The following is a 20,900-nucleotide window of genomic DNA, read 5'->3' on the forward strand; positions in this document are numbered from 1 at the left end:
AGGGTAGACTGTTAGATAGTTAGCCATAAACTTTAAATTTATCCTCTTTCAATAAAGAGATTATTTACAGTATTTTTCGAGTAGTTTTTTTTCTGCGCCAAGCTTTACAGCTATGTTATAAGCTAAGGATGCAAAAGGAGTCAGCAGGTAAAAAAAAGTGTTTTTTATATGGGTATCTCCCCATTTAAGTAATATTGCTGCATGAAAGGGATGTAAAGGCACCATGCCTTTGGTTGTTTTACCATCGTTTACCAGTCCAAAGAGAACTTTAATGAAATTTTCAAAACCGGGCTGCCCGTCACGGAGTATGATCCTGAAAACAATAGGCTCATTACCATCATTAAAAAAGCGGTGTTCAATTCCTATAGGTACCAACCTGCTTTCTCCAGGTTCAAGGTAGACTATGTCTTTTTCATACCTAAGGCCAAGCCTGCCGTTTACAGCAAAAAACTCTTCGGTAAAACGGGTATGGTAATGCACCGGATTCCCACCACCCGGCATAAGGCTGACTTCTAAGAGCGAGTACTCACCGTTAGTGTCGGCAGAAGTTTCCAGTATTTTGGTATACTCACCGTTTAAAGGATTATAGTATGTTTTAATTTGCTTCATTTAGCACGGGAAAAAGCACTCTATAGATTTTAAGTAACCATTTTTAAAAGTAAAACGCCATTCGCTGTCGTCCAGTTGGTCAGACGAGCCTAATAAGATGTATTTATAAGGTTCATTTTTCCCACTTTCTGTTTCTTTTACAGTGTTAGGAAAAAGTGCTTTAAGATCACTTAATCGTGTTGATGCATCAAACCGCTGCCCTTTATAGGTAAAATACAATCCTGTTTTTTTACTAAATGTTATCTGCCTGAAATTCATGATTCCATTATCCAGTTCATATTGTAGGTTTTTATAGTAATAGTACTGAAAGTTACTGCTTTCATCAGTTCCGCAAATGTTCTCATAATCCGGTGTGACAATACTATCGGCTTTTTTGTATACCTTTTCAAAATCTCTTTTATTGATTGTAAGGGAGAGTTTATCATTTATGGTCGCATCATCCCAGGTTATAGATTCGCTGGTTTGCGCAAATAGGGCAGCCGGTACTAATAATAGTAAATAAAGAAATTTCATTAAGATAATAGTTTTAAAATCCTCGCTGCCTTTTTGCTTCAAAGATCAATATAGCAGCAGCGACAGATACATTCATAGAATCGATCTCACCCTGCATAGGGATAATAATATTTTTTGTAGCAGCATCACGCCATTCCTGTGTTAATCCTGTAGCTTCAGTACCTACAACAAGTGCTGTTGGTGTAGTGTAATCCTGAGTATGATAGGAAGTTGAGTCCTGTAAAGTAGCACAGTAAATGGTAATATTTTTGGATTTAAGATAAGCTATAACCTCTTCTGTTGTTCCGGTTGCTATATTATTGGTAAATAAACAGCCTACGCTGGAACGCACAATGTTAGGGTTGTACATATCACTTTTTGGATTAGCGATAATTACAGCATCAAGATTTGCTGCATCGGCAGTGCGCAGTAATGCACCAAGATTCCCCGGTTTTTCAGGAGCTTCGGCAACTAAGAGTAAAGGATTGTCTCCCAGTTGTAAATCAGCTAATTCAAGGCTTTTGCTTTTAGCAATTGCAATTACACCTTCGGTAGTATCACGGTAAGCCAGTTTTTGATAAACTTCACGGCTTATCTCTATGATTTCAATCTGTCTTCCGGCCAAATTTTTCACTTCTGTTTCGGTAAGCATATCCGGAAGAAACAATATTGTTTCTATCTCATAACCACCTTTTCTCGCCAGTTGTATTTCACGTTGTCCCTCAATAAGAAAAGTACCGCTCAGGCGCCTTGCCTTTGCTTTTTCCTGTAACTGTACCAGTGATTTTATAAAAGGGTTTTGGGCGCTGGTTATCTGTTTCAATGCTCGATGTTTTTTGGTAATTATTATACAAATTTACAATGTTACTATGCACTGCAAACTATTTACCGTTATATTTTGTCTGCTCTGCCATTATTTCTGCTTTAAGAGCATCATAATTTTTAGTGGTTTCAAGAACTATTTTTACAAGTTTAGAAGTAAAGCTATCCGGATTTTGAGATATGAAATTATTAAATTCGGCTATATTTTCAGGATAGAGTTTAGTGTCAGGATACTCCATTGTAGGGGTATTGTCTTCTCCAAAAAGATAATTTAACTGGTAGCTGGTATACATTTCGGTAGCCCTATCCAGTAATGTGCTATTAGGATATTTATGTATGAATTTTTCCCAGTTCAGGATTCTTTTACCTACTTCATTAAACGAGACTGCTAAGCCTCCATCAGCACTATAAAGTACTTTGTCTTCTTCGGCATTGATCCTTAAAAAATCACGATAATCGTTTGTAACATAATTTTCGAAGATCAAAAGATAAAAATCAGCTTGAGTACGAATATCGGTATAGCCTTCGCCAATTTCCCAAAATTCTAATCCTGCCTTATTCAACAAGTCTTTTTTTACAGCAATAGAGTCAGGAGGAGTAATGCTTTCTCCTTTATCATTATAGAAATAGCTGAAATAATTATTCGTTTCAAGCAAATGTCCTTCGTGATTTTGAACTTTCATCACTTCCTCTGTGTTTTCAGCCAGATAGGATTCGTACAACTTGTTTGCTTGTTCAGGGGATAAAGACTTTAATTTTTCCTGTATTTTATGTTTTTTCTCTGTAAACAGTGATAGTAGTACTTTAAGCTCTTCGGCGCTTTTTTTAGATTTCGAAACAATATCAGTAGCACTGCTATCAATATCATTTTTTCCCTGAAGAGATTTAACCGTGGTAGTTTCTTCTTTGCAGGAAACTAAAATAAGTAAGCACATTGCGAGTAATGCATAGCTTGTTTTCATAATAACTAGAGGTGTTTCTATAGAAGGCTAAAGGATTATAAAATACCTCGTGCTTTAATTTCAAGGTATTTATTAATACTATCTATAGTAAGATTTTCCGGTTTTGTAAGTACTGAGTAAATTCCGTATTTTCTCAGCTCATTTACAATAAGTCTTTTTTCGAAAGCAAATTTTTCGGCAATTACCTGGTCATATATCTCCTGAATATTACCGGCACGTTTGTGTATCATCTCTTCCAGTTCTATGTTTTCAAAGAAAACAACAACCAGCAAATGGCTCTTTGCTATTCCTTTAAGATAAGGCAGCTGGCGTTTAAGCCCGTCCAGTGTTTCAAAATTAGTATAAAGTACTATTAAGCTTCGCTGCGTGATATTTTTTTTAATATCCGCATAAAGCCTCCCGTAATCACTTTCAAAAAAGTCGGTTTTAATATTATAAAGGTTTTCCAGTATGCGCTGCATTTGCGAAGAACGCTTTTCAGAAGCTACACGGTTTTCTACTTTTTTAGAAAAAGCAAACATACCCGCTTTATCCTGTTTTTTAAGTATAACGTTAGAGAGTACCAGAGTAGCATTAATAGCATAATCAAGCAGGCTTAACCCGTTAAAAGGCATTTTCATAACCCGCCCTTTATCAATTGCCATGTATACATTCTGAGATTTTTCGTCCTGAAACTGGTTTACCATTAATTGGTTCTTCTTAGCAGTAGCTTTCCAGTTTATAGTACGGATATCGTCTCCGGCAACATATTCCTTAATCTGTTCAAATTCCATGGTATGCCCTATACGGCGAATCTTTTTTAGCCCATACTGGAACAGTCTGTTTGAAAAAGCCATCAGGTCATATTTGCGAAGCTGGATATAAGAAGGGTAGGTAGGTACCATCTGTCCGTTGTCAAAAACAAACCTGCGGTTTACAAGATGCAGTGGAGAGGAAACATAAATGTTTAGATTTCCAAAGTAATACTCACCACGTTCAACAGGACGAAGAGAATATTCAAAACTATCGGTTCCACCAGTTGGTACTTTTCTTTTTACTTCAAAATTCCGTACCTGAAACTGAAATGGGATCTCGTCAATTATTTTAAGATTGACAGCAAAAGAATAACCGCTTTCTACTTTTATAATGATAGGGTTTTCATCGCCATTAGATAATTTTTCGGGAGTGTTACGTGAAGCAATAAATTTTTGATTGGATACAAAAAGAAGTATAAAATCAATAACAGTAAAACCTATAAAAACATACAGTAGCAGCCAGGTAGCATTATACAGTGCCGGAAAAAATTGGGCCAGTATAAAGCACAGCAAAATACCCATGAATACATAGAAAAAGAAATTGTTTAGGTATATACGTTTAAACCACTTCATTAACGCGGAATTTCTACGGTATCAATTATTTGTTTGATGATCTGCTCACTGGTAAGGCCTTCCATTTCACGTTCCGGAGCCACCATAACACGGTGCTGTAATACTGGTATTGCCGATTCTTTAATGTCTTCAGGTGATACAAAATCCCTGCCTCTTAAAGCAGCATAGCCTTTAGCAGCATTTAATATTGCAATAGAGGCACGCGGTGAAGCTCCTAAGTATAAGAAAGCATTATCACGGGTACTGGTTACAATTTTAGCTATGTACTCTATAAGCTGGGGCTCAATAACAATTTGCTTAACAAGAGCCTGATATTTAATAATGTCTGCCTGAGAAAGTACTTTTTTTATCTTGTCCAGTTTTGCTCTGTCCTGCAATGCGTTCTCTCTTTGAAGTATTGCTATTTCTTCATCCAGATTAGGATAGTCAATAACTACTTTAAATAGAAAACGGTCAAGCTGTGCTTCCGGCAGGCGGTAGGTACCTTCCTGCTCAATAGGGTTTTGAGTCGCAATAACTAAAAACGGAGCTTCCATTTCGTAAGTAGTTCCTTCTACAGTGATCTGGCGCTCTTCCATTACTTCAAAAAGTGCGGCCTGTGTTTTCGCAGGGGCTCTGTTGATTTCATCAATCAGAACAAAATTCGAGAATATAGGTCCTTTTTTAAAGGTAAAAGCCGATTTTGAAAGATCGAATACCGATGTTCCTAAAATGTCCGAAGGCATCAGGTCGGGTGTAAATTGAATCCTGCTAAAATGAAGTGATAAAGTTTTAGACAACAGTTTTGCTGTTATCGTTTTTGCTACTCCGGGAACACCTTCAAGTAAAACGTGTCCGTTAGAAAGTATGGCAACCAGTAACTGATCGATCATTTTATGCTGTCCAACAATAACCGAATTGATTTCTTCCTTTATAGCAGTAATGCTTTGCTGAAGTTCAGTAAGGTTCAATCTTGATTCAAAATTTATATTTTCACTTTCAGAAACGATAGTTTCAGCTGTGTTTTTTTCAAGAGTAATTTCTCCGGTATTTGTTTCTGGAATTATTCCTTCGGGATTAATGTTCTCTGTATTGCCGTTTTCAAATGATTCTGTCATAATCTTAAATTTTCAATTGCTTTATTAATCGCGATCACATCAGCTTCCGTGCTTTCAAACTGATGTCTGTGTTTTTTTATCAAACTTACTGTTTTTTCAATATCCACTATTGATTTACCTGTTTTTAAATGCAGTTTTTCTATAAAAACATCATCTAGTGAATAGGTGTCAATGTGGTATTCATTCCTTATATGCTCAAGGAAATAGATTATTTTTTTCTCTATAATTGTATGGTGGTTGCCTTCCTGGTAATAAAGGTTGCCGATTGTCTTGGCAAAATCTACTGTGGTGTTTTTAAGCGGAATGATCTCAGGAATAATACGTTGTTTTCTTTTGGCATTGAATAAAAGGAATATAAAGAAAGCAATAATTGCTAACCACATGGTCCATTTTAAAGCAGGCTGGCTTAAAATGTAACGTAATGGGTTGCCGGATACTTCTTCATCGTAAGCAAATTGCTTGGAATACCAATAGATTGTTCCTTCAGGAATATAAGATAATATATTTTCCGCATACTGATAATGGTTTCCTTTAAGCAAATGAAAGTTACTAAACGCAGCAGGCTGGGTATGCAGTAAAAAGTTACCATTCCCAAAAGGAACTTTTATAAAATTAGGTTTCTTGTCTTTTGAAAATTCCTGGTAACCCAGTATTTGTACATTTTTTGTATCTATTGAGTCAAAGTATGTAAAACCTACGCCTTCGTTAAAAGAATATTTCTGATTATTTTTTCTGCTAAGTGACAACGCTATCGAATCTTTAAAAGAATACCCGCCATCTACTTTTAAGTTAAGGGTGTCAAGAAGACTGCGCGGAAAATCTTTCGCGCTTAAAAATACAGTATTACCATGATCTACAAAATAGATAAGTTCTTTTGCAGATTCATTGTCAATGCTGTTTTGTTCACTGATGTTTATAAAAGTTCCATTCTCGGTATATTTCTTAGCATCATAATCATATAGATCATTAAAATACTCGTAGGGTGTTTCCCTTAGTTTTTCAATTTTCTGTCCTTTAAATAGTTTAGGTGCTTCTTTGTCAAATACATAAAGACCTAATGGGATCTTATCTTTTACAGCATAGGTGGGTGTCCAGTTTATAGGCTTAGGCCTTGAGGAATCTATAAAGATTAAAATTCCTATTACAGCGACGAGAAGTACGATATAAATGGTTAGTTTCTTATTCATTTTATAGCGTATTTAAGGTTTTTTTAAATGCCTTTTCTGCCTTAAGAAATGCGGCTTCATCAAGCGGAAAATCGCCATACCAGCTATAGTCATAGAGATAAGAAAGGTATTCAAAATCTTTTTTCAGGGTACTGTTTTTTATTTCATAGAGATAATCGCTATTGGTTTTGTCCCAATGCCAGTCTATAATTTCATTTGCTGAAAGTTTCTTAAGCAGCCACAGGTAGTAATAACGCACAGCAAGTTTGTAGTCTCCGGCTCTTTTAGTGTTTTCTGTAAGCTGGCTAAAGTCCATCTGATGGATATTTTCTTCATTGATATCCTGCACGCTGATGTTTTTGCGTGAACGGCCAAATATCCACATGCCTTCTTTATTAAGCAGTGCACGTACGATCATGTATATGGCAAAACCAATGATCAGGCCAGCCATGATTCTTATAAAAATGGTAAAAGCCGAAGTTCCCGTTGTTTTATCACCAACACTAAAAATATCATCTATTAGTTTGCCCAGCCATTCTAAAAAGCGTTCCCATTGCGACTTTGCTTTTGTTTTGGTTTCATAAGTAAAATCACTGTCGGTATATTTATCTTTAAAGCCTTTTGTAAATTTCCGGTCTTTATAAACAAGAGGAATGTTTACATCAGGAGAGGATTTGTTCTCATCAGAAACAAGAGAATCTCCTGCTTCAATAAAAGTTTCAGATACCACAATAGTATCCTCTTCCACGGTCTGTGCAGAAAGGTTAATATGCAGGCTGGCAAATAGCAGCGGATATATAATAAGTTTATTCAATGTCACTTCCTATTAAATCTATTTCATTGTGCAGGGACTTGTTCTCTGATTGTTCTTTACAACTGTAATAGACCATTCCGTGTCCTACCATTACTACATTACTTAAAAGATAAGCCAGAATAATATAGAGCACAAATACAATCAGCATTAATATACTTATTGTAGAAAAGGTTTCTGCTTTTTCGGATGAATCATTTTCTGCAGTAGCGATCATTGCCACAATACCTATTATGTAAGGTATAACGGCCAGTATTCCCTGAACAGCATATATGATAAGATAGAAAATCATAGTACTCCCGGCATGGACCCAAAAGTTGCTAAACAGCATTTTCCAACCATTACTCATTGATGTAAAATAACTGTTGTTGGAATTTAGGTAATCAAAAAAGGTAAGATATACCCAGCAGGTAAACGCTGCAAAAAGTATAATCGCTCCCGGTATCCCTATAACAATTACAATGAGCAGTATACTAAATAAACCTATTGCTATGGCGATCGGAATAAAAGTAATGAGAGACATAAGCCCAAAAAGTAAGATCCTTCCGAATTTTGTCTTTAAAACGGCTAATATCTGTTTTGCATCCGGTTTTTCATTTTTTTCAGAAAGAGCCAGATAAATTACAGGATAGCTGTAATTTATCATAGTCATCAGTAACACTATAATTCCCATAATAATGCCGGTAATCATAAAGAAACCTACATTGTTGTCAAAATATTCACTGATCATTTGCTGTGAGCTTTCAGAAGTCATTCCTGAAAATATATTCTCAAAAAACACTTTTCCTACTATAAAACAAAGTACAATGAGTATAAGAAGCATTCCACCGTTTAAGAGAAGGTAGTTTTTAAAATAATTTTTTCCATATTGCCTGAAAAGCGAAAAAGTATCGTTTATAATGGCACTGAAATTTCTGTTTTTATAAAGTGGAAACATGATTTTTATTTAATTTTTTATGTACCAAAAACGGATAGATCAGGAAATAAAAAGAAATAACCGATAAAGTGAATAGTATGATAAAGACATTTAAAACCCTTGGCATATCTGGCGAGTAACGGGTTACAAAACCTTCCAGCATACCTGCAGCAAATGTAAAAGGCATGGTGCTTAGCAGTATTTTGAGGCCATTTTTAAAGCCTATCTTAAATGATGCGAGTCTTGAATATGTTTTAGGAAAGAGAATGCTGGCGCCCAATATAAATCCTGCAGCTGCTTCTATCACAATAGCAAAAATTTCCATGGCTCCGTGTATCCATATGCCCCTTACACTTTCCCAAAAGACACCCTGCTCATAAAAAAAGTATTGAAAAGCACCCAGCATTATGCAGTTGAATAGCAACATCATGAGCGTTCCGATACCTGCAAAAATTCCATAAACGAAGCAGCGAATACCCACATAAAGGTTATTTGCAGTAATACCTACTGCGCTGCCCCAGTTACTTCCGCTTTTATACACTGCTACCGGATTTCCCTTTTCTATATTTTCAAGCGTCATATTTACATATTCATCACCCAGTATAAGGCGAACGAAGGCTCCATCATTAGCGGCAGAAATCACACCAATGGCTGTGAATACAAAAAACAACAGGAAAGCATACAAAACATAACGCCTGTTTTCATAGATTATCAACGGAACTTCGGTTTTAAAAAAATAAACCAATCTGTTGCTCTCTTCGCGTTTTGTCTTATATATTTTTTGATAAGTTAGTGATGCAAGGTGGTTTAGGTAAACAACAGTCTTGCTTTTTGGGTAATAAGTTTGTGAATAGGAGAGGTCATTAACTAAATGAATGTACAGGCTGGCCAGTTCATCAGGATTTTTTTTAGCTTTACCAAAAATAGCCTGCTCAAATTCGAGCCATTTTTCTTTATTTTGTTTTATAAACGCAACTTCTCTCATACACAGCTAAAATATAAAATATGTCAGAACTTTCTATTACTACAACCCAAAATGTGAATATAAATTTTAATACGGCATCCGTAGGTGAACGCATATTGGCTCACTTGCTTGATTACGTGGTTAAGATTGCTTATTTTATTGCAATAGCTTATCTGGTTTTTAATCTGATGGGAGTAGAAAAATTTGTAAATAAGCTTGATATGTGGGAGCAAATGACCATTTATCTGTTATTTTACTTACCCATTATTCTTTATACGCTTGTGCAGGAGAGCCTTTTTGAAGGGCAGACCATAGGTAAACGAATTATGAAGATCAAAGTGATTAAGATCGACGGTTACCAGGCAGGTTTTGGCGACTACCTGATGAGATGGCTTTTAAGGCTGGTAGATATTGTTTTAAGTTTTAATGCAATAGGTTTAGTCACTATGTTGGTAAACAGTAAAACCCAGCGGTTAGGAGATATGGTTGCAGGTACGGCAGTAATAACACTCAAGAACGATATTACAATTAACCACACTATACTTAAAGAGATTAGTAATGACTATATTCCGATATATCCTCTGGTTATTAAGCTAACAGATAATGATATTCGAATTATTAAAGAAACGTATGAGGCTAGTGTTAAAACGGCTGATTTTGAAATGATCAATAAACTTAAGGTTAAGGTTGAGACAGTTACAGGAATAAAATCTACATCGGCAAATGCTACAGCTTTTATAGATACCATACTGCATGATTATAACTATTATACCCAAAAAATGTAATGTTTTACCTTCTTGATTTATTAGGAACCATGGCGTTTGCCATCTCCGGAGTATTAACGGCAATGAAAAAGCGAATGGACCCTTTTGGTGTGTTTGTCATCGCTTTTGTAACAGCTGTAGGAGGTGGAACCCTTCGTGATATGCTTATTGGTCGCACACCTATTGGATGGATGCTGGATCTTAACTATGCTTATATAATTACATTAGGTTTTTTTGTGGCAATAATCTTTAGAAAAAAACTGGATAAGTTCAGGGTTTCTCTATTTCTGTTCGATACTATTGGACTTGGAGTTTTTACTCTTATTGGTTTGGAAAGAGGTATTGCTATTGGTCTGCACCCTATGATCTGTGTCGCATTAGGTACTATGACCGCTTGTTTTGGCGGAGTAATACGGGATATACTATGTAATGAGATCCCTGTTATTTTTAGGAAAGAAATTTATGCCACTATATGTATTGTAGGCGGGTGTGTTTTCTTTTTACTGCGAAGCTGGAATGTAAATGAAGATGTTTTATATCTTACAACATCCGGGGTTATCATCGTGATACGATTACTTGTAGTTCATTATAAATGGTCTTTACCATCATTAGGAAGAGATTAATTTTAATAATTACATACTCAAATACTCGTTCATTTTTTCTTTTTCAAAAAGTATGCGTCCTATTTTTATATCGCTAGATCCTTGTTTAAGCTGATACGTAAAAGTAGGAGTATCATCTTGTAGGTCACAATCTAAATAATAACATGAAATTTTATCCGATTGTATTTCATCCATAGTAATGAGCTGATGCAGGTGACTGGATACAAAAAATAACGAATCAGTAAAATTGAGCATTCCTTTAAGCGTTGTTCTGGTAATTTCCAACGCATCGTCAATATTAGTTCCTCTAAAAAGCTCATCGAAAATGGCAAAGCATTTTTTTGAAGTCCTTGCTTCGATCACTACTTTTTTGAGGTTTATAATTTCAGTCATAAAGTGACTGTAACCACTTTGCAGATCGTCATTAAGGTTAATAAAAACATCTATGTTAGAGTAAAAGGGAATACTTCCTTTATTGGCTGGTATAGCAAAGCCAATATTGGCTAAATAAGTGCATATACCGATGGCTTTTAATAGTGTCGATTTCCCCGACATATTAGGGCCTGTAAGCAATATTACATTGCTTTCTGTTACCAATGAATTTCTAACAGGAGCTTTTAACAAGGGATGATAAAAATTATCCAGTTCTATACCTTTATCACCTATATTCGGGAAAGAAAAATGCTGTGTGTATATACCTATAGCCGCAGATAAATAAGCTTCAAACAAAGGGAAAATAGTATGGAATTCCTGAATTTTCAGTTTCTTTTTTTTAGAAGCTATGATGCTAATGATCTCAAGAATGTGTTTTATTTTAAACTTGTTTTCACGAATTAAACCCTGATAGTAATCGGGTCTAAAACTGCTAAAATACTCGTCAATACAGATTATTTCTGACTTATATTTTTTTGGAAAAGCAGCTGTAGGCAGGTTTTTAATATAGTTATGAAGCCTGTGGTATAGCATTATTAGTTGTACACACTTGCTTTGGTATTCATAGTGCTTACTTTTATAAAGCCTGAGTTTTAATTTTATCCCTTTTGGAAGGTAGGTATCTTTATCAAAAGTCTCTAAAAAATAGTTTACTTCCCTAAAGTCAATTTTTGAGTACGAATAATTATGAAAAACCTTTAGGTTTACAAGAAAGCCCTTTAAGATATTCTGCCTTTCAATGATGGCTTCTTTTGATGATAGAGGAGTAGCCAGTAGTTTCTTTAATGAGATCTTAGCATCATCATTTAAGGTATAATCAAAAAGGTTTACAATATCATTATTGATGTTTAGGTCTTTTATATTCATTTAGAAGAGACTTATACTTGTTGTTGAGTTTTTCTCTATTTCGTTACATAAACCCATCCTACAATAGGTTCAGGGAAATCAGGGTCATTGAGTTCTAAAACAAAGTAGTAAGTACCTACAGGTACTATTGTTCCTTCTGTCCCTACTTTAGATACATCTGCAATAGTATTCCAGTCGGCTTTACTATGATCGCCTGTCCAAATAAGAGTACCCCAGCGGTTGTAAATGCTCATTTTAAAATTCAGGAAGATATTGCGCAGTCCATCCACATAAAAGCCATCATTAAGTCCGTCACTATTTGGCGTTACATAATTGTAAGGCTTTGGAGGGCATTTTTTAGAGCGAAGCAGGAAAGAAGCAGTGGTGTGACATGTACCATTATCTAAACGAACAAAAATACGCGTGGGGTTTTGGTCAATGCGATACTGTGAGGTGTTATAAATACGATCCAGATCTTGGTCGGCATTTTGTTGTGAAGTATAGAAAGTAACAACTTCGTCAGGATAATTTTTTAATTCCTGGGCATAGTGCGAAAAATCAAATGTACTACTGCCTAATCCCTCGTCACACGATTCTATATCGGCAGGCTGTTGTAATACGGGAGAAAGCACAAGTTTTTCGGCTTTTGTAAAGTTATTATTGGTTTCGTCGAGTTCAATAACAATTCCGCTTCCATCGCCTGTATCGTCTACTACAAAGGAAAGATCAAAGTCTAACGGAATACCTATAGGTATTGTAACCTGTATAAAACCGCTTTCGCTTCCATCTATGGCGATATCGTTAATCGTTGCTGTAACATCCAGTAATGTGCCATTAGCATAAATAGCTACGGGTGTTTCGGCAGGTAATATATCTGTACCGTCAAAATTACTTACGGTATAATGTATATGAAGTATTCTTGAGTTACACTGTTTGTACACATCATCTATAACAACAGTGCCGTCAGGAAAGTAACAGTCAATGATAACAAGTTTAAACGAAGCAGTGTCAAAACAGCCGTTCTTATCTTCAAGGCGCACGAATATCTCTTTACCTGTAGCCGATGTAAAAGTACCGGAATCAGTAATATCATTATCACCACTCACTGCATCTTCGAGAGAGTTATGAAAAGTCACAATGTCAGTCGGACTATTTTTAAGAGATTCCAAATAACCTGAAAAATTAAATAGCCCTATGCCAGATCCATTGAATGTTTCGCATGCTGTTACGTCTTCAGGTTGTTGTAAAACAGGCGATACCCATAACGAAACAGGGACTGTAAAACTATTATTGGTCTCAATCATTTCAGGAACAATACCGTTACCTGTACCATTATCATCTACAACAAAAATCAAATTAAAGTTAAGAGGTATTCCTGCAGGTATTGTTATCGTAATAGTTGCAGTCTCACTACCGCCTACTGGAATATCGGCAGTAGTTGCTGTAACGGTTAGTAATGTATTGTTTGCATAAATAGCAACAGGTGTAGTGGCAGGAAGCACAATCTCGCCAATATTATTTACCGTGTAGTTTACTACAAGTACCCTTGAGTCGCAGTTTTGCAAGATTGAATTAACTACAACTGTAGCATCTGCACAAAGCACAGTAATAAGATCGAATGAACTTACAGCAAAACACCCGTGCAGATCAGTAAGGCGAACAAATATTTCCTGAGGGTTAGAAGTTGCATTGTAAGCAGCGGTATCGGTAATATTGCCTGTTCCTGCTTGAGCAGCGGCAAATGAAGTATAGAATGTAATAGTATCAGACGGAACATTTTTTAAAGATGTTTCATAGCCAGACAGGTCGAATATACCTGTTCCATCTCCGGTATTACAGGCTGTAAGATCGGCAGGAGAAGTAAGGGTAGGTGATACCCATAATTTTCCGTTTACAATAAACGAATTGTTGATTTCGCTAATTTCAATCACGATGCCATTTCCCGTGCCATCATCATCTGCAATAAAAATAAGCTGATAATCAAGCGGGGCACCATTAGGGACAGTTATCGAAATAGAACCACTTTCGCTTCCGTTTATGGGAATATTAGTTATAGTAAGGAAAGTTTGCACAAGATCACCATTCAAATACACTGAAACGGGAGTGTTGGCGGGCAATATATCTGTACTGTTATTATTATGGATGGTATAGTTCGCTACAATGGTTCTGGAATCACATTCCTGATCTGTAGTAACTGTTACTGTAGCATCAGGTGAAATACTATTGAGTCGCGTAACGATGGTATTAATCATTACAAAATCTGCAGCAGATGTAAGCTTAATCTCTGCCGTTGCATCGCCAACTACTATATAATCCTGAATATTATAAATGTCAAGATCCATATTGTAAAGGCTTGTAGAACCTGTAACGGTATTGGTACTATTAAAAGCATTAGTTGATGGATTTAAAGCATTACTCAAAACCGCATTGTTTACTTTTAAGCTTTCGCCACTATTCAAGGCCACATCACCTTCCCAGGCTACAAAACCTATTTTTGCTCCTGTACTATCCAGTACATTAAGGTTATTAAGAGTAATATTAACTTCATCCGGTACAAATTGTAAACCGTCATATATGTTAATTTGATTAAGCTGAATGTTTTCATTTTTATAAACTACAACAATGACCCATCCGCCAAAATTTGTCCCGTTTCTGCAGTAAATATTTTGTGACGGAACGTCGCCGTTTATAACATTAGTCAAATCCAGGTCTGAAACCGTATATAATGCATTTCCTGTAGTTGTTACAATAGAAGTTACATCGGCAAAAGCACTAAAAAATGGTCGCGGAATATTATCATTTCCGCTATTAAAAATCACATTAAATGTGCGTTCGGAAATAATTTCCTGACCATTGAGTTTTATATTTAAATCTCCGGTGCCAGATCCTGCCCAATATAAATAAGCCTTTTCTATAACGTTGCCTGAAGGAAGGTTTAGACTCTGAGAGGAAGAAGTTAAGATAGTACAGGGAGTATTACCCGCATTATGCGTAGTATTTAATGTATTACCTACAAAAGTAAAATCATACCTGCCGTTAAATTGCTGATATAATGCAACATCTACCTGGCTGTAAGTAGTAATCGCAACAATGAAAGCGAAAAAGGTGAGTAGGTTTCTTTTCACAGGGTTTTTAATTTTTTTTGCTTAAAATTAACAAATATTTGTTAATACCCAATTTTTTAACTAAAAACACCTTTATATGGATGGAATTATTAATAAAGTTATTTAAGAGGCATTGCCAAATATTTTTTTTTAATTTTACAATTCTAAAAATGTGATATTAAAACTACAGCATGTATACTATAAAAAAATATAATATATCACATTATGACCAATGGAATGAATTTGTTGCAGAATCTAAAAATGGTACATTTTTATTTCATCGGGATTTTATGGAATACCATAGTGACCGGTTTCAGGATTTTTCATTATTAGTTTTTCAGGAGAAAAAACTTGTTGCTCTATTACCAGCAAATAGAGTAGAAAATGTACTGTATTCACATCAAGGACTTACTTATGGTGGACTTGTGTATTCTGATAAGGTGAAGCTTAGCTCTGTAATTACTGCTTTTGGTGCTGTATTGCGGTATCTGAATGAAAATTCGATCGAAAAACTTCATGTAAAGTTAATACCCGCTATTTATCATAAATATCCTTCAGATGAATTTAACTATGCTTTATTTTTAGCTAATGCTAAATTAGTAAGAAGAGATAGTCTTTGCGTAATAGAGATGCTTAATAAGTTGCCGTTTTCCAGGTCAAGAAGGGGAGATATTAGAAAAGGATATAATAATAAACTTCTAATAATTGAAGAACCTAAATTTGAATTATTCTGGAATGAAATATTAATTCCTAACATGCAGAATAAACATGAAGTTAAGCCTATTCATACCGTTGAAGAAATAATAGCATTACATCAAAAATTCCCAAATAATATCAGGCATTTTAATGTTTATCATGAAGGTAAAATAGTTGCTGGCACAACCGTTTTTATTACAGACAGGGTTGCTCATCCGCAGCATATATCGGGTAATAAAGATAAAAACAAACTTGGAAGCCTCGATTTTTTATACAATCATCTTATAACAGAAGTTTTTAAAGATGTGAAATATTTTGACTTTGGCATCTCTAATGAAGAACAGGGCAGAAAGCTTAACGAAGGAATTATTTTTTGGAAAGAAAGTTTTGGAGCCCGTACTATTGTTCAGGATTTTTATGATGTTAATACTAAAGATTATACTCTTTTAGATCACGTGTTTGTGTAAAAGCATAAAAGTTGAAATACTCCAATTAATGTCCGATAAAGAAAATACATATTCAAAAATAATAAAATCTACATCTATATTTGGAGGTGTTCAATTAGTAAATCTTTTTATATCGGTTGTAAAATTTAAATTTCTGGCCATACTTATTGGACCGGCAGGATATGGCATTTTAAGTTTGTTAAATAACACAGTAGATCTTGTTAGACAGGCTACTGGTTTTAGTATTGAAACCAGTGGTGTTAAGAAAATATCAGAAAGTAAATCTGCCGCCAATGATATTGCCATTGCTAAAAATGCAGCAATACTATTACGATTGTCACTTCTTTCAGGAATTGCAGGAACTCTTATCGTTATAGCGTTATCAAAATACCTCAGTATTTGGACATTTGGTAATAATAGCCAGATAGCGGCTATTATATGGATATCAGTTTCTGTATTATTAAAACAACTCACAGGCTCCAGATTGGCGGTAATTCAAGGCTTATCGAAATTAGGTTATATGGCTAAAGCCAATCTTTATGGGAGTTTAATAGGTTTTATATTAAGTTTACCATTATTTATCTTTTTTAAAATAGATGCGATAGTTCCTTCAATTTTACTTTCATCGCTAATAAGCTTTTTAATTTCAGTTATATACTATAAAAAATTAAGAATAGAAAAATATGACATAGATATAAAAGAATCCTTTATAGAAGGGAAAGAAATATTGTTTTTTGGGGGGTTACTCTCAATAAGTGGTTTTTTGCCAATTCTATCCAATTACTTAATTCAACTATTTGTTAATAATTATGGTGGAATTTCGGAAGTAGGATTTTTAAATGTTGGATTATTAATAATCAACACTTATGTTGGGATTGTATTTACTGCAATGAGTACAGAGTATTATCCCCGCTTGGCAGCAATGAGCCAGGATGATAAAAAAGTAAGTGAAACAGTTAATCAGCAGGCGATAATTTCGATGCTTATTATACTGCCAATTATTGTTTTATTTATAGGTTTTTCACCATTAATAATCAGGTTATTATTCTCTAATAAATTTGATGGAGCAATCCCCTTGGTTTCCTGGGCGATTATAGCCATGTTTTTTAAGGCAGTTTCCTGGTCAATGGGCTATGTAATAATTGCAAGGGCAGATTCTAAAGTGTTTGTAAAAACAGCAATGGTATTTAATATATTTTATCTCTTACTTTGTATAGGAGGTTATCATTTGTATGGATTAGAGGGGATAGGCTTAGCTCTTGTACTTTATTTTTCAACTCATATGATAGCTATATATTTAATTACAAGAAAGAGATATAACATAGTACTTACGAAAGATTTATACCAAATTTTCGGAATGGGTTTTTTGGTTTGTTTTTTATCTGTTATTGTATATCATATGTCGGATGGATTATTTAAACAAATAATTTTTATTGCTTTATTTGTTCTTTCAGTTTTAATCTCATTCAAAGAAATTGACAAGAGGGTACATTTAAAAAGTATCTTTGTAAACTTTAAGAACAGAAGGAAATAATTTAAATCGTCAGCTATTATGTATACTCTTTTTCGAAAAATTTACCGTAAAAGAAAATTATATTATAAAGTAAACTGGATTAAAACAATTTATTTTAATCTAAAGGCATTTCCTTTTTCTATGGCGAAAAAGCTTCCGGTTTATATCTATGGAAGAGTTAAGCTGCAGAATATTAATGGCAATATTAAGATAGAAGCTCCAATTAAACCCGGGATGATTGGATTTGGGCAGCCTTTTGAACTTAATAGCGTTCATCGGGGAACAGCTGAACTTGTAATTCAGGGTGAGATGGTATTTAAAGGGCACGTTCAGTTTGGAAAAGACTATTTTATATATGTCGCGAAAGACGCTTATATCGAATTTGGCCATATGTCTTCTTTGGCTTCAAATGGTAAAATAATATGCCGGCATAAAATAGTACTTGGAGATTATACAAGAATAGGCTCGGAATCACAGCTTATTGATACAAATTTTCATCAAATGATAGATTCAATTACAGGAGAGAAATTTGTATTGCAGGCTCCTATAGTTTTAGGAAGCTATAACTATATAAGTAATAGAGTATCCGTTATGCTTGATACAAAAACTCCCAGCTATTGTACCATTGCTTCTAACACTTTGTGTAATAAAGATTATACGGCATTAGGACAAAATATATTAATTGGCGGTATACCTGCAAAACTTCTTAAAAGTAATATTACTAGAGACTGGAAAACAGAAAAGGAATTACTTGATCAATGGTTAATTGTGTAGATTTCTCACTCAAAATTTTTAATGTCAGAACGTAATTATATTATAAATTCCACAGTTGCTTTGTCTTATTTATTTAAGTACTATTAATTATCCTTTATTTATAGGTTGATTTTGAGAAAAAATCAAATCTTACATAATCTGTTTTTCTTAAAAAATATCTTACAAAATTTGCCTTGTTAAATGATTTAAAATTTACCTTAGTTGTCTAATTTTAAAATGTTTAATTATGAAAAAAATTATTTTACCAGCATTATTGTTGGTCGGTTTATTTACTAATGCACAGATTGTTCAGGGGACTATGGGTATTTTTACAAAATCCGCTGTAGACGGACAAACATTTGCCAATAATTCGGCTCGTGTAAACGCATCAATGGTTTTAACAGCTGGGACATTAGTAAATAGTCTTGGAACGCAGGAAAGAACATTACAGTTTATGGATTTCCCTGTATCCAATATGAATGCAACACCTACAATTTGGTTTTGTTTAAACAATAGAAATGATGCTACCCGATTGAGATTTTATGCTGGCCAAAATAGTATTTCTCAATTCACTCTTTTTGATAAAGCACAGGTTGAAAATTTTAGCGTGTATGACGACGCAAACAACAACATCTCTCTGACTATGCCAAAAGCAAATTCAAGGGTAATGATTGGTACATCTTCTTATACAGATGGTGTAGATACTTATAGTCTTTCAGTAAATGGTAATGTAAGAGCAGACAGGGTTAAAGTATATACTACATGGGCAGATTATGTTTTTGAAAAAGACTATAAATTACCAACACTTGAAGAAGTAGAACAGCATATAAAAGAAAAAGGACACTTACAAGACATACCATCTGCTAAAGATGTAGAAAAAAATGGTATAGAATTGGGAGAAATGAATAAGCTTTTACTTCAAAAAATAGAAGAACTTACACTGTATACTATTGAACTAAAAAAGCAAATAGAACAAGTTAAAGCAGAAGTAAAAACACTGAAGGAGTAAAAACAACACTATATTTTAATTATTATGAAATTTAAAATACATTTTTTACTTTTAGCAGTATTACTATGGAGTTCTGTTGGTCTACAGGCACAAACCCCAGACCATTTTCACTGTGGTATAGGGGAAGGAAATCAAAACATGCCTTTAGGGGTTTTTAGTACACCTACTTATTCAGGCTCTGTAAACCCACTGTATTTATCCTCTTTTCCGCAACTAACCTTTAATATTTACTTTTGGGTAGTTAAAAGAAGCGACGGGACAGCTGATGATATTGTTTCAAATCAGCAAATCATTAAAGAGATGAATCAGATTAATGAATTTTTTAAACCAATGGGAATTTGTTTTGTTCTGGGTGGAGTAGGTTCTATAAATAACGATCAGCTTTATCCAAAAGGTACTGATTTTTGGAGTATTGCGAGTTATGCCCAAAACAATAATTATATGAAATCAAATAATTTTAATGTGTATATACATCCAGATATTAGTAATGGAAATGGAGTTACAAATTATGGACTTAATTACATAGGTATTGATATGTGGGTTATTCAGGGACTTTGGAGTGCTCCTAAGCACGTACTTGCACATGAATTAGCACATACTTTTGGATTATATCACGCCTGGGGAAATAATAATGGCGGAACATATACTGATGAACGTGTAACTAGGGATCCTAATAATCCAAATTACAATGCTCTTACCGCTGGAGATAGAGTTGCCGATACACCCGCTATGGTAAGTTTTAATAATGAAGCTATAGCACTTGGAGTACCTTTATCTAATATTCTTGACTTTGATAATTGTTTGTATATTGGAACTTCTACAGATAATCTGGGTGTGCCGTTTTCTTTAACTCCCGCAGATGTTGGAAATCCAATGCAGTATACGCATTCACCGTGTGTCCAAAGTTTCACAACGGGTCAGGGAATTAGAATAAGGGAATATATTTCGGGTTCTCCGAATGTACTATCAGTACAAGCTATGAGAGCAAATAATTCAACAAAAACCTTAAATACCCCAGAAACGAACTTATCATTTATTTACCAGTATTCGAGTACTATTATAACAAATGGTAATTACCAAACTGCTATAGGTCAAAATATTAATCTTAAAGCAGGGGATTATATTTTACTTGAATCAAATACTGATATTAAAGGAGGCAGTGTATTTGTGGCAGAAATAGAAAAATGCGATTGCCCTTCAATTTTACAGAAAAAAACTTCATATATAGAAGATTTTGCAAATTTGTATGAAAATAAGAACGCTGTAAACTTAGTTTTGTACCCAAATCCTGCAAATGAGTCTATAACTATCTCTTTGGATAGTGCAATTAATAATCTTACTATAACTTCTATTGAAGGGTTTATTATGTATAAAAAAGAGGTGAAAAATAATTCTGCTGATATTGATGTTAGTAATTATAAAAAAGGTATTTATATAGTTACAATACAAACAAATGAAGGGGAAATATTAACTGAAAAATTAATAAAAAACTAAAAATAGTTACTTTATGAGCCGGCTTTTAATGCCGG

At 34.4% G+C, this 20,900-nt stretch carries 19 protein-coding genes; 7 read left to right on the forward strand and 12 right to left on the reverse strand.

The genetic code is table 11. The features are described from left to right. Positions 1 to 60: 60 nt before the first annotated feature. Genes EPI11_RS16835 through EPI11_RS16880 form a run of 10 tightly spaced genes read right to left on the reverse strand, consistent with a single transcriptional unit; the run spans position 61 to position 9,227 of the window. Complete coding sequence (locus EPI11_RS16835; protein ID WP_128391157.1) at positions 61 to 609, reverse strand: cupin domain-containing protein; 549 nt, start codon at positions 607 to 609, stop codon at positions 61 to 63. Continuing rightward, entirely contained in the window at positions 610 to 1,122 is a 513-nt protein-coding gene (locus EPI11_RS16840) for a hypothetical protein (protein WP_128391158.1), read from the reverse strand. Between the two features lie 13 nt (positions 1,123 to 1,135). Next, positions 1,136 to 1,924, reverse strand: a complete 789-nt coding sequence (locus EPI11_RS16845; RefSeq protein ID WP_128391159.1) for a TrmH family RNA methyltransferase — start codon at positions 1,922 to 1,924, stop codon at positions 1,136 to 1,138. Between the two features lie 58 nt (positions 1,925 to 1,982). Next, positions 1,983 to 2,885 (reverse strand): hypothetical protein, encoded by a 903-nt coding sequence (locus tag EPI11_RS16850; protein ID WP_128391160.1) that lies wholly within the window; start codon positions 2,883 to 2,885, stop codon positions 1,983 to 1,985. Positions 2,886 to 2,920: 35 nt separating this feature from the next. Next, positions 2,921 to 4,252, reverse strand: coding sequence for a DUF58 domain-containing protein (locus tag EPI11_RS16855; protein ID WP_128391161.1), 1,332 nt, complete (start codon positions 4,250 to 4,252; stop codon positions 2,921 to 2,923). Further along, on the reverse strand, positions 4,252 to 5,349 hold the full coding sequence (locus EPI11_RS16860; protein WP_128391162.1) for an AAA family ATPase: 1,098 nt from the start codon (positions 5,347 to 5,349) through the stop codon (positions 4,252 to 4,254). Before EPI11_RS16860 ends, EPI11_RS16855 begins: the two co-directional genes overlap by 1 nt. Next, entirely contained in the window at positions 5,346 to 6,536 is a 1,191-nt protein-coding gene (locus EPI11_RS16865) for a DUF4350 domain-containing protein (RefSeq protein WP_128391163.1), read from the reverse strand. Before EPI11_RS16865 ends, EPI11_RS16860 begins: the two co-directional genes overlap by 4 nt. A 1-nt stretch (position 6,537) precedes the next feature. Further along, positions 6,538 to 7,329, reverse strand: a complete 792-nt coding sequence (locus EPI11_RS16870; protein ID WP_128391164.1) for a DUF4129 domain-containing protein — start codon at positions 7,327 to 7,329, stop codon at positions 6,538 to 6,540. Further along, positions 7,322 to 8,263 (reverse strand): hypothetical protein, encoded by a 942-nt coding sequence (locus tag EPI11_RS16875; RefSeq protein ID WP_128391165.1) that lies wholly within the window; start codon positions 8,261 to 8,263, stop codon positions 7,322 to 7,324. Before EPI11_RS16875 ends, EPI11_RS16870 begins: the two co-directional genes overlap by 8 nt. Then, entirely contained in the window at positions 8,247 to 9,227 is a 981-nt protein-coding gene (locus EPI11_RS16880) for a stage II sporulation protein M (protein WP_128391166.1), read from the reverse strand. Before EPI11_RS16880 ends, EPI11_RS16875 begins: the two co-directional genes overlap by 17 nt. Before the next feature lie 20 nt (positions 9,228 to 9,247). Here EPI11_RS16880 and EPI11_RS16885 point away from each other — a divergent pair, with 20 nt between their 5' ends. Beyond that, positions 9,248 to 9,991: an RDD family protein gene (locus EPI11_RS16885; protein WP_128391167.1), complete on the forward strand. Its 744-nt coding sequence runs from the start codon at positions 9,248 to 9,250 to the stop codon at positions 9,989 to 9,991. After that, on the forward strand, positions 9,991 to 10,593 hold the full coding sequence (locus tag EPI11_RS16890; RefSeq protein WP_128391168.1) for a trimeric intracellular cation channel family protein: 603 nt from the start codon (positions 9,991 to 9,993) through the stop codon (positions 10,591 to 10,593). The genes EPI11_RS16885 and EPI11_RS16890 overlap by 1 nt, the downstream gene beginning before the upstream one ends. Before the next feature lie 9 nt (positions 10,594 to 10,602). On the opposite strand, the gene EPI11_RS16895 is transcribed toward EPI11_RS16890, so the two are convergent. Together EPI11_RS16895 and EPI11_RS16900 are read right to left on the reverse strand one after the other, a co-directional pair. Beyond that, entirely contained in the window at positions 10,603 to 11,871 is a 1,269-nt protein-coding gene (locus tag EPI11_RS16895) for a MutS-related protein (protein ID WP_128391169.1), read from the reverse strand. Between the two features lie 35 nt (positions 11,872 to 11,906). Further along, positions 11,907 to 14,975 (reverse strand): T9SS type B sorting domain-containing protein, encoded by a 3,069-nt coding sequence (locus EPI11_RS16900; RefSeq protein WP_128391170.1) that lies wholly within the window; start codon positions 14,973 to 14,975, stop codon positions 11,907 to 11,909. 170 nt (positions 14,976 to 15,145) lie between these two features. On the opposite strand from EPI11_RS16900, the gene EPI11_RS16905 reads away from it, so the two are divergent. From EPI11_RS16905 to EPI11_RS16925, 5 genes are all read left to right on the forward strand, one after another. Next, the gene (locus EPI11_RS16905) at positions 15,146 to 16,117 is read left to right on the forward strand and encodes a GNAT family N-acetyltransferase (RefSeq protein ID WP_128391171.1); all 972 of its coding nucleotides are present in this window, start codon (positions 15,146 to 15,148) and stop codon (positions 16,115 to 16,117) included. Positions 16,118 to 16,145: 28 nt separating this feature from the next. Continuing rightward, complete coding sequence (locus EPI11_RS16910; RefSeq protein WP_128391172.1) at positions 16,146 to 17,630, forward strand: oligosaccharide flippase family protein; 1,485 nt, start codon at positions 16,146 to 16,148, stop codon at positions 17,628 to 17,630. Positions 17,631 to 17,648: 18 nt separating this feature from the next. Further along, positions 17,649 to 18,383, forward strand: a complete 735-nt coding sequence (locus EPI11_RS16915; RefSeq protein WP_128391173.1) for an acyltransferase — start codon at positions 17,649 to 17,651, stop codon at positions 18,381 to 18,383. Positions 18,384 to 18,609: 226 nt separating this feature from the next. Further along, on the forward strand, positions 18,610 to 19,371 hold the full coding sequence (locus EPI11_RS16920) for a hypothetical protein (protein ID WP_128391174.1): 762 nt from the start codon (positions 18,610 to 18,612) through the stop codon (positions 19,369 to 19,371). A gap of 24 nt (positions 19,372 to 19,395) precedes the next feature. Next, positions 19,396 to 20,865 carry a zinc-dependent metalloprotease gene (locus tag EPI11_RS16925; RefSeq protein WP_128391175.1) on the forward strand — a complete coding sequence of 490 codons (1,470 nt, stop codon included), beginning with the start codon at positions 19,396 to 19,398 and terminating at the stop codon, positions 20,863 to 20,865. The last annotated feature ends 35 nt before the right edge of the window (positions 20,866 to 20,900 follow it).

It is taken from the genome of Flavobacterium cerinum, assembly GCF_004028155.1.
Classification (GTDB): Bacteria; Bacteroidota; Bacteroidia; order Flavobacteriales; family Flavobacteriaceae; genus Flavobacterium; species Flavobacterium cerinum.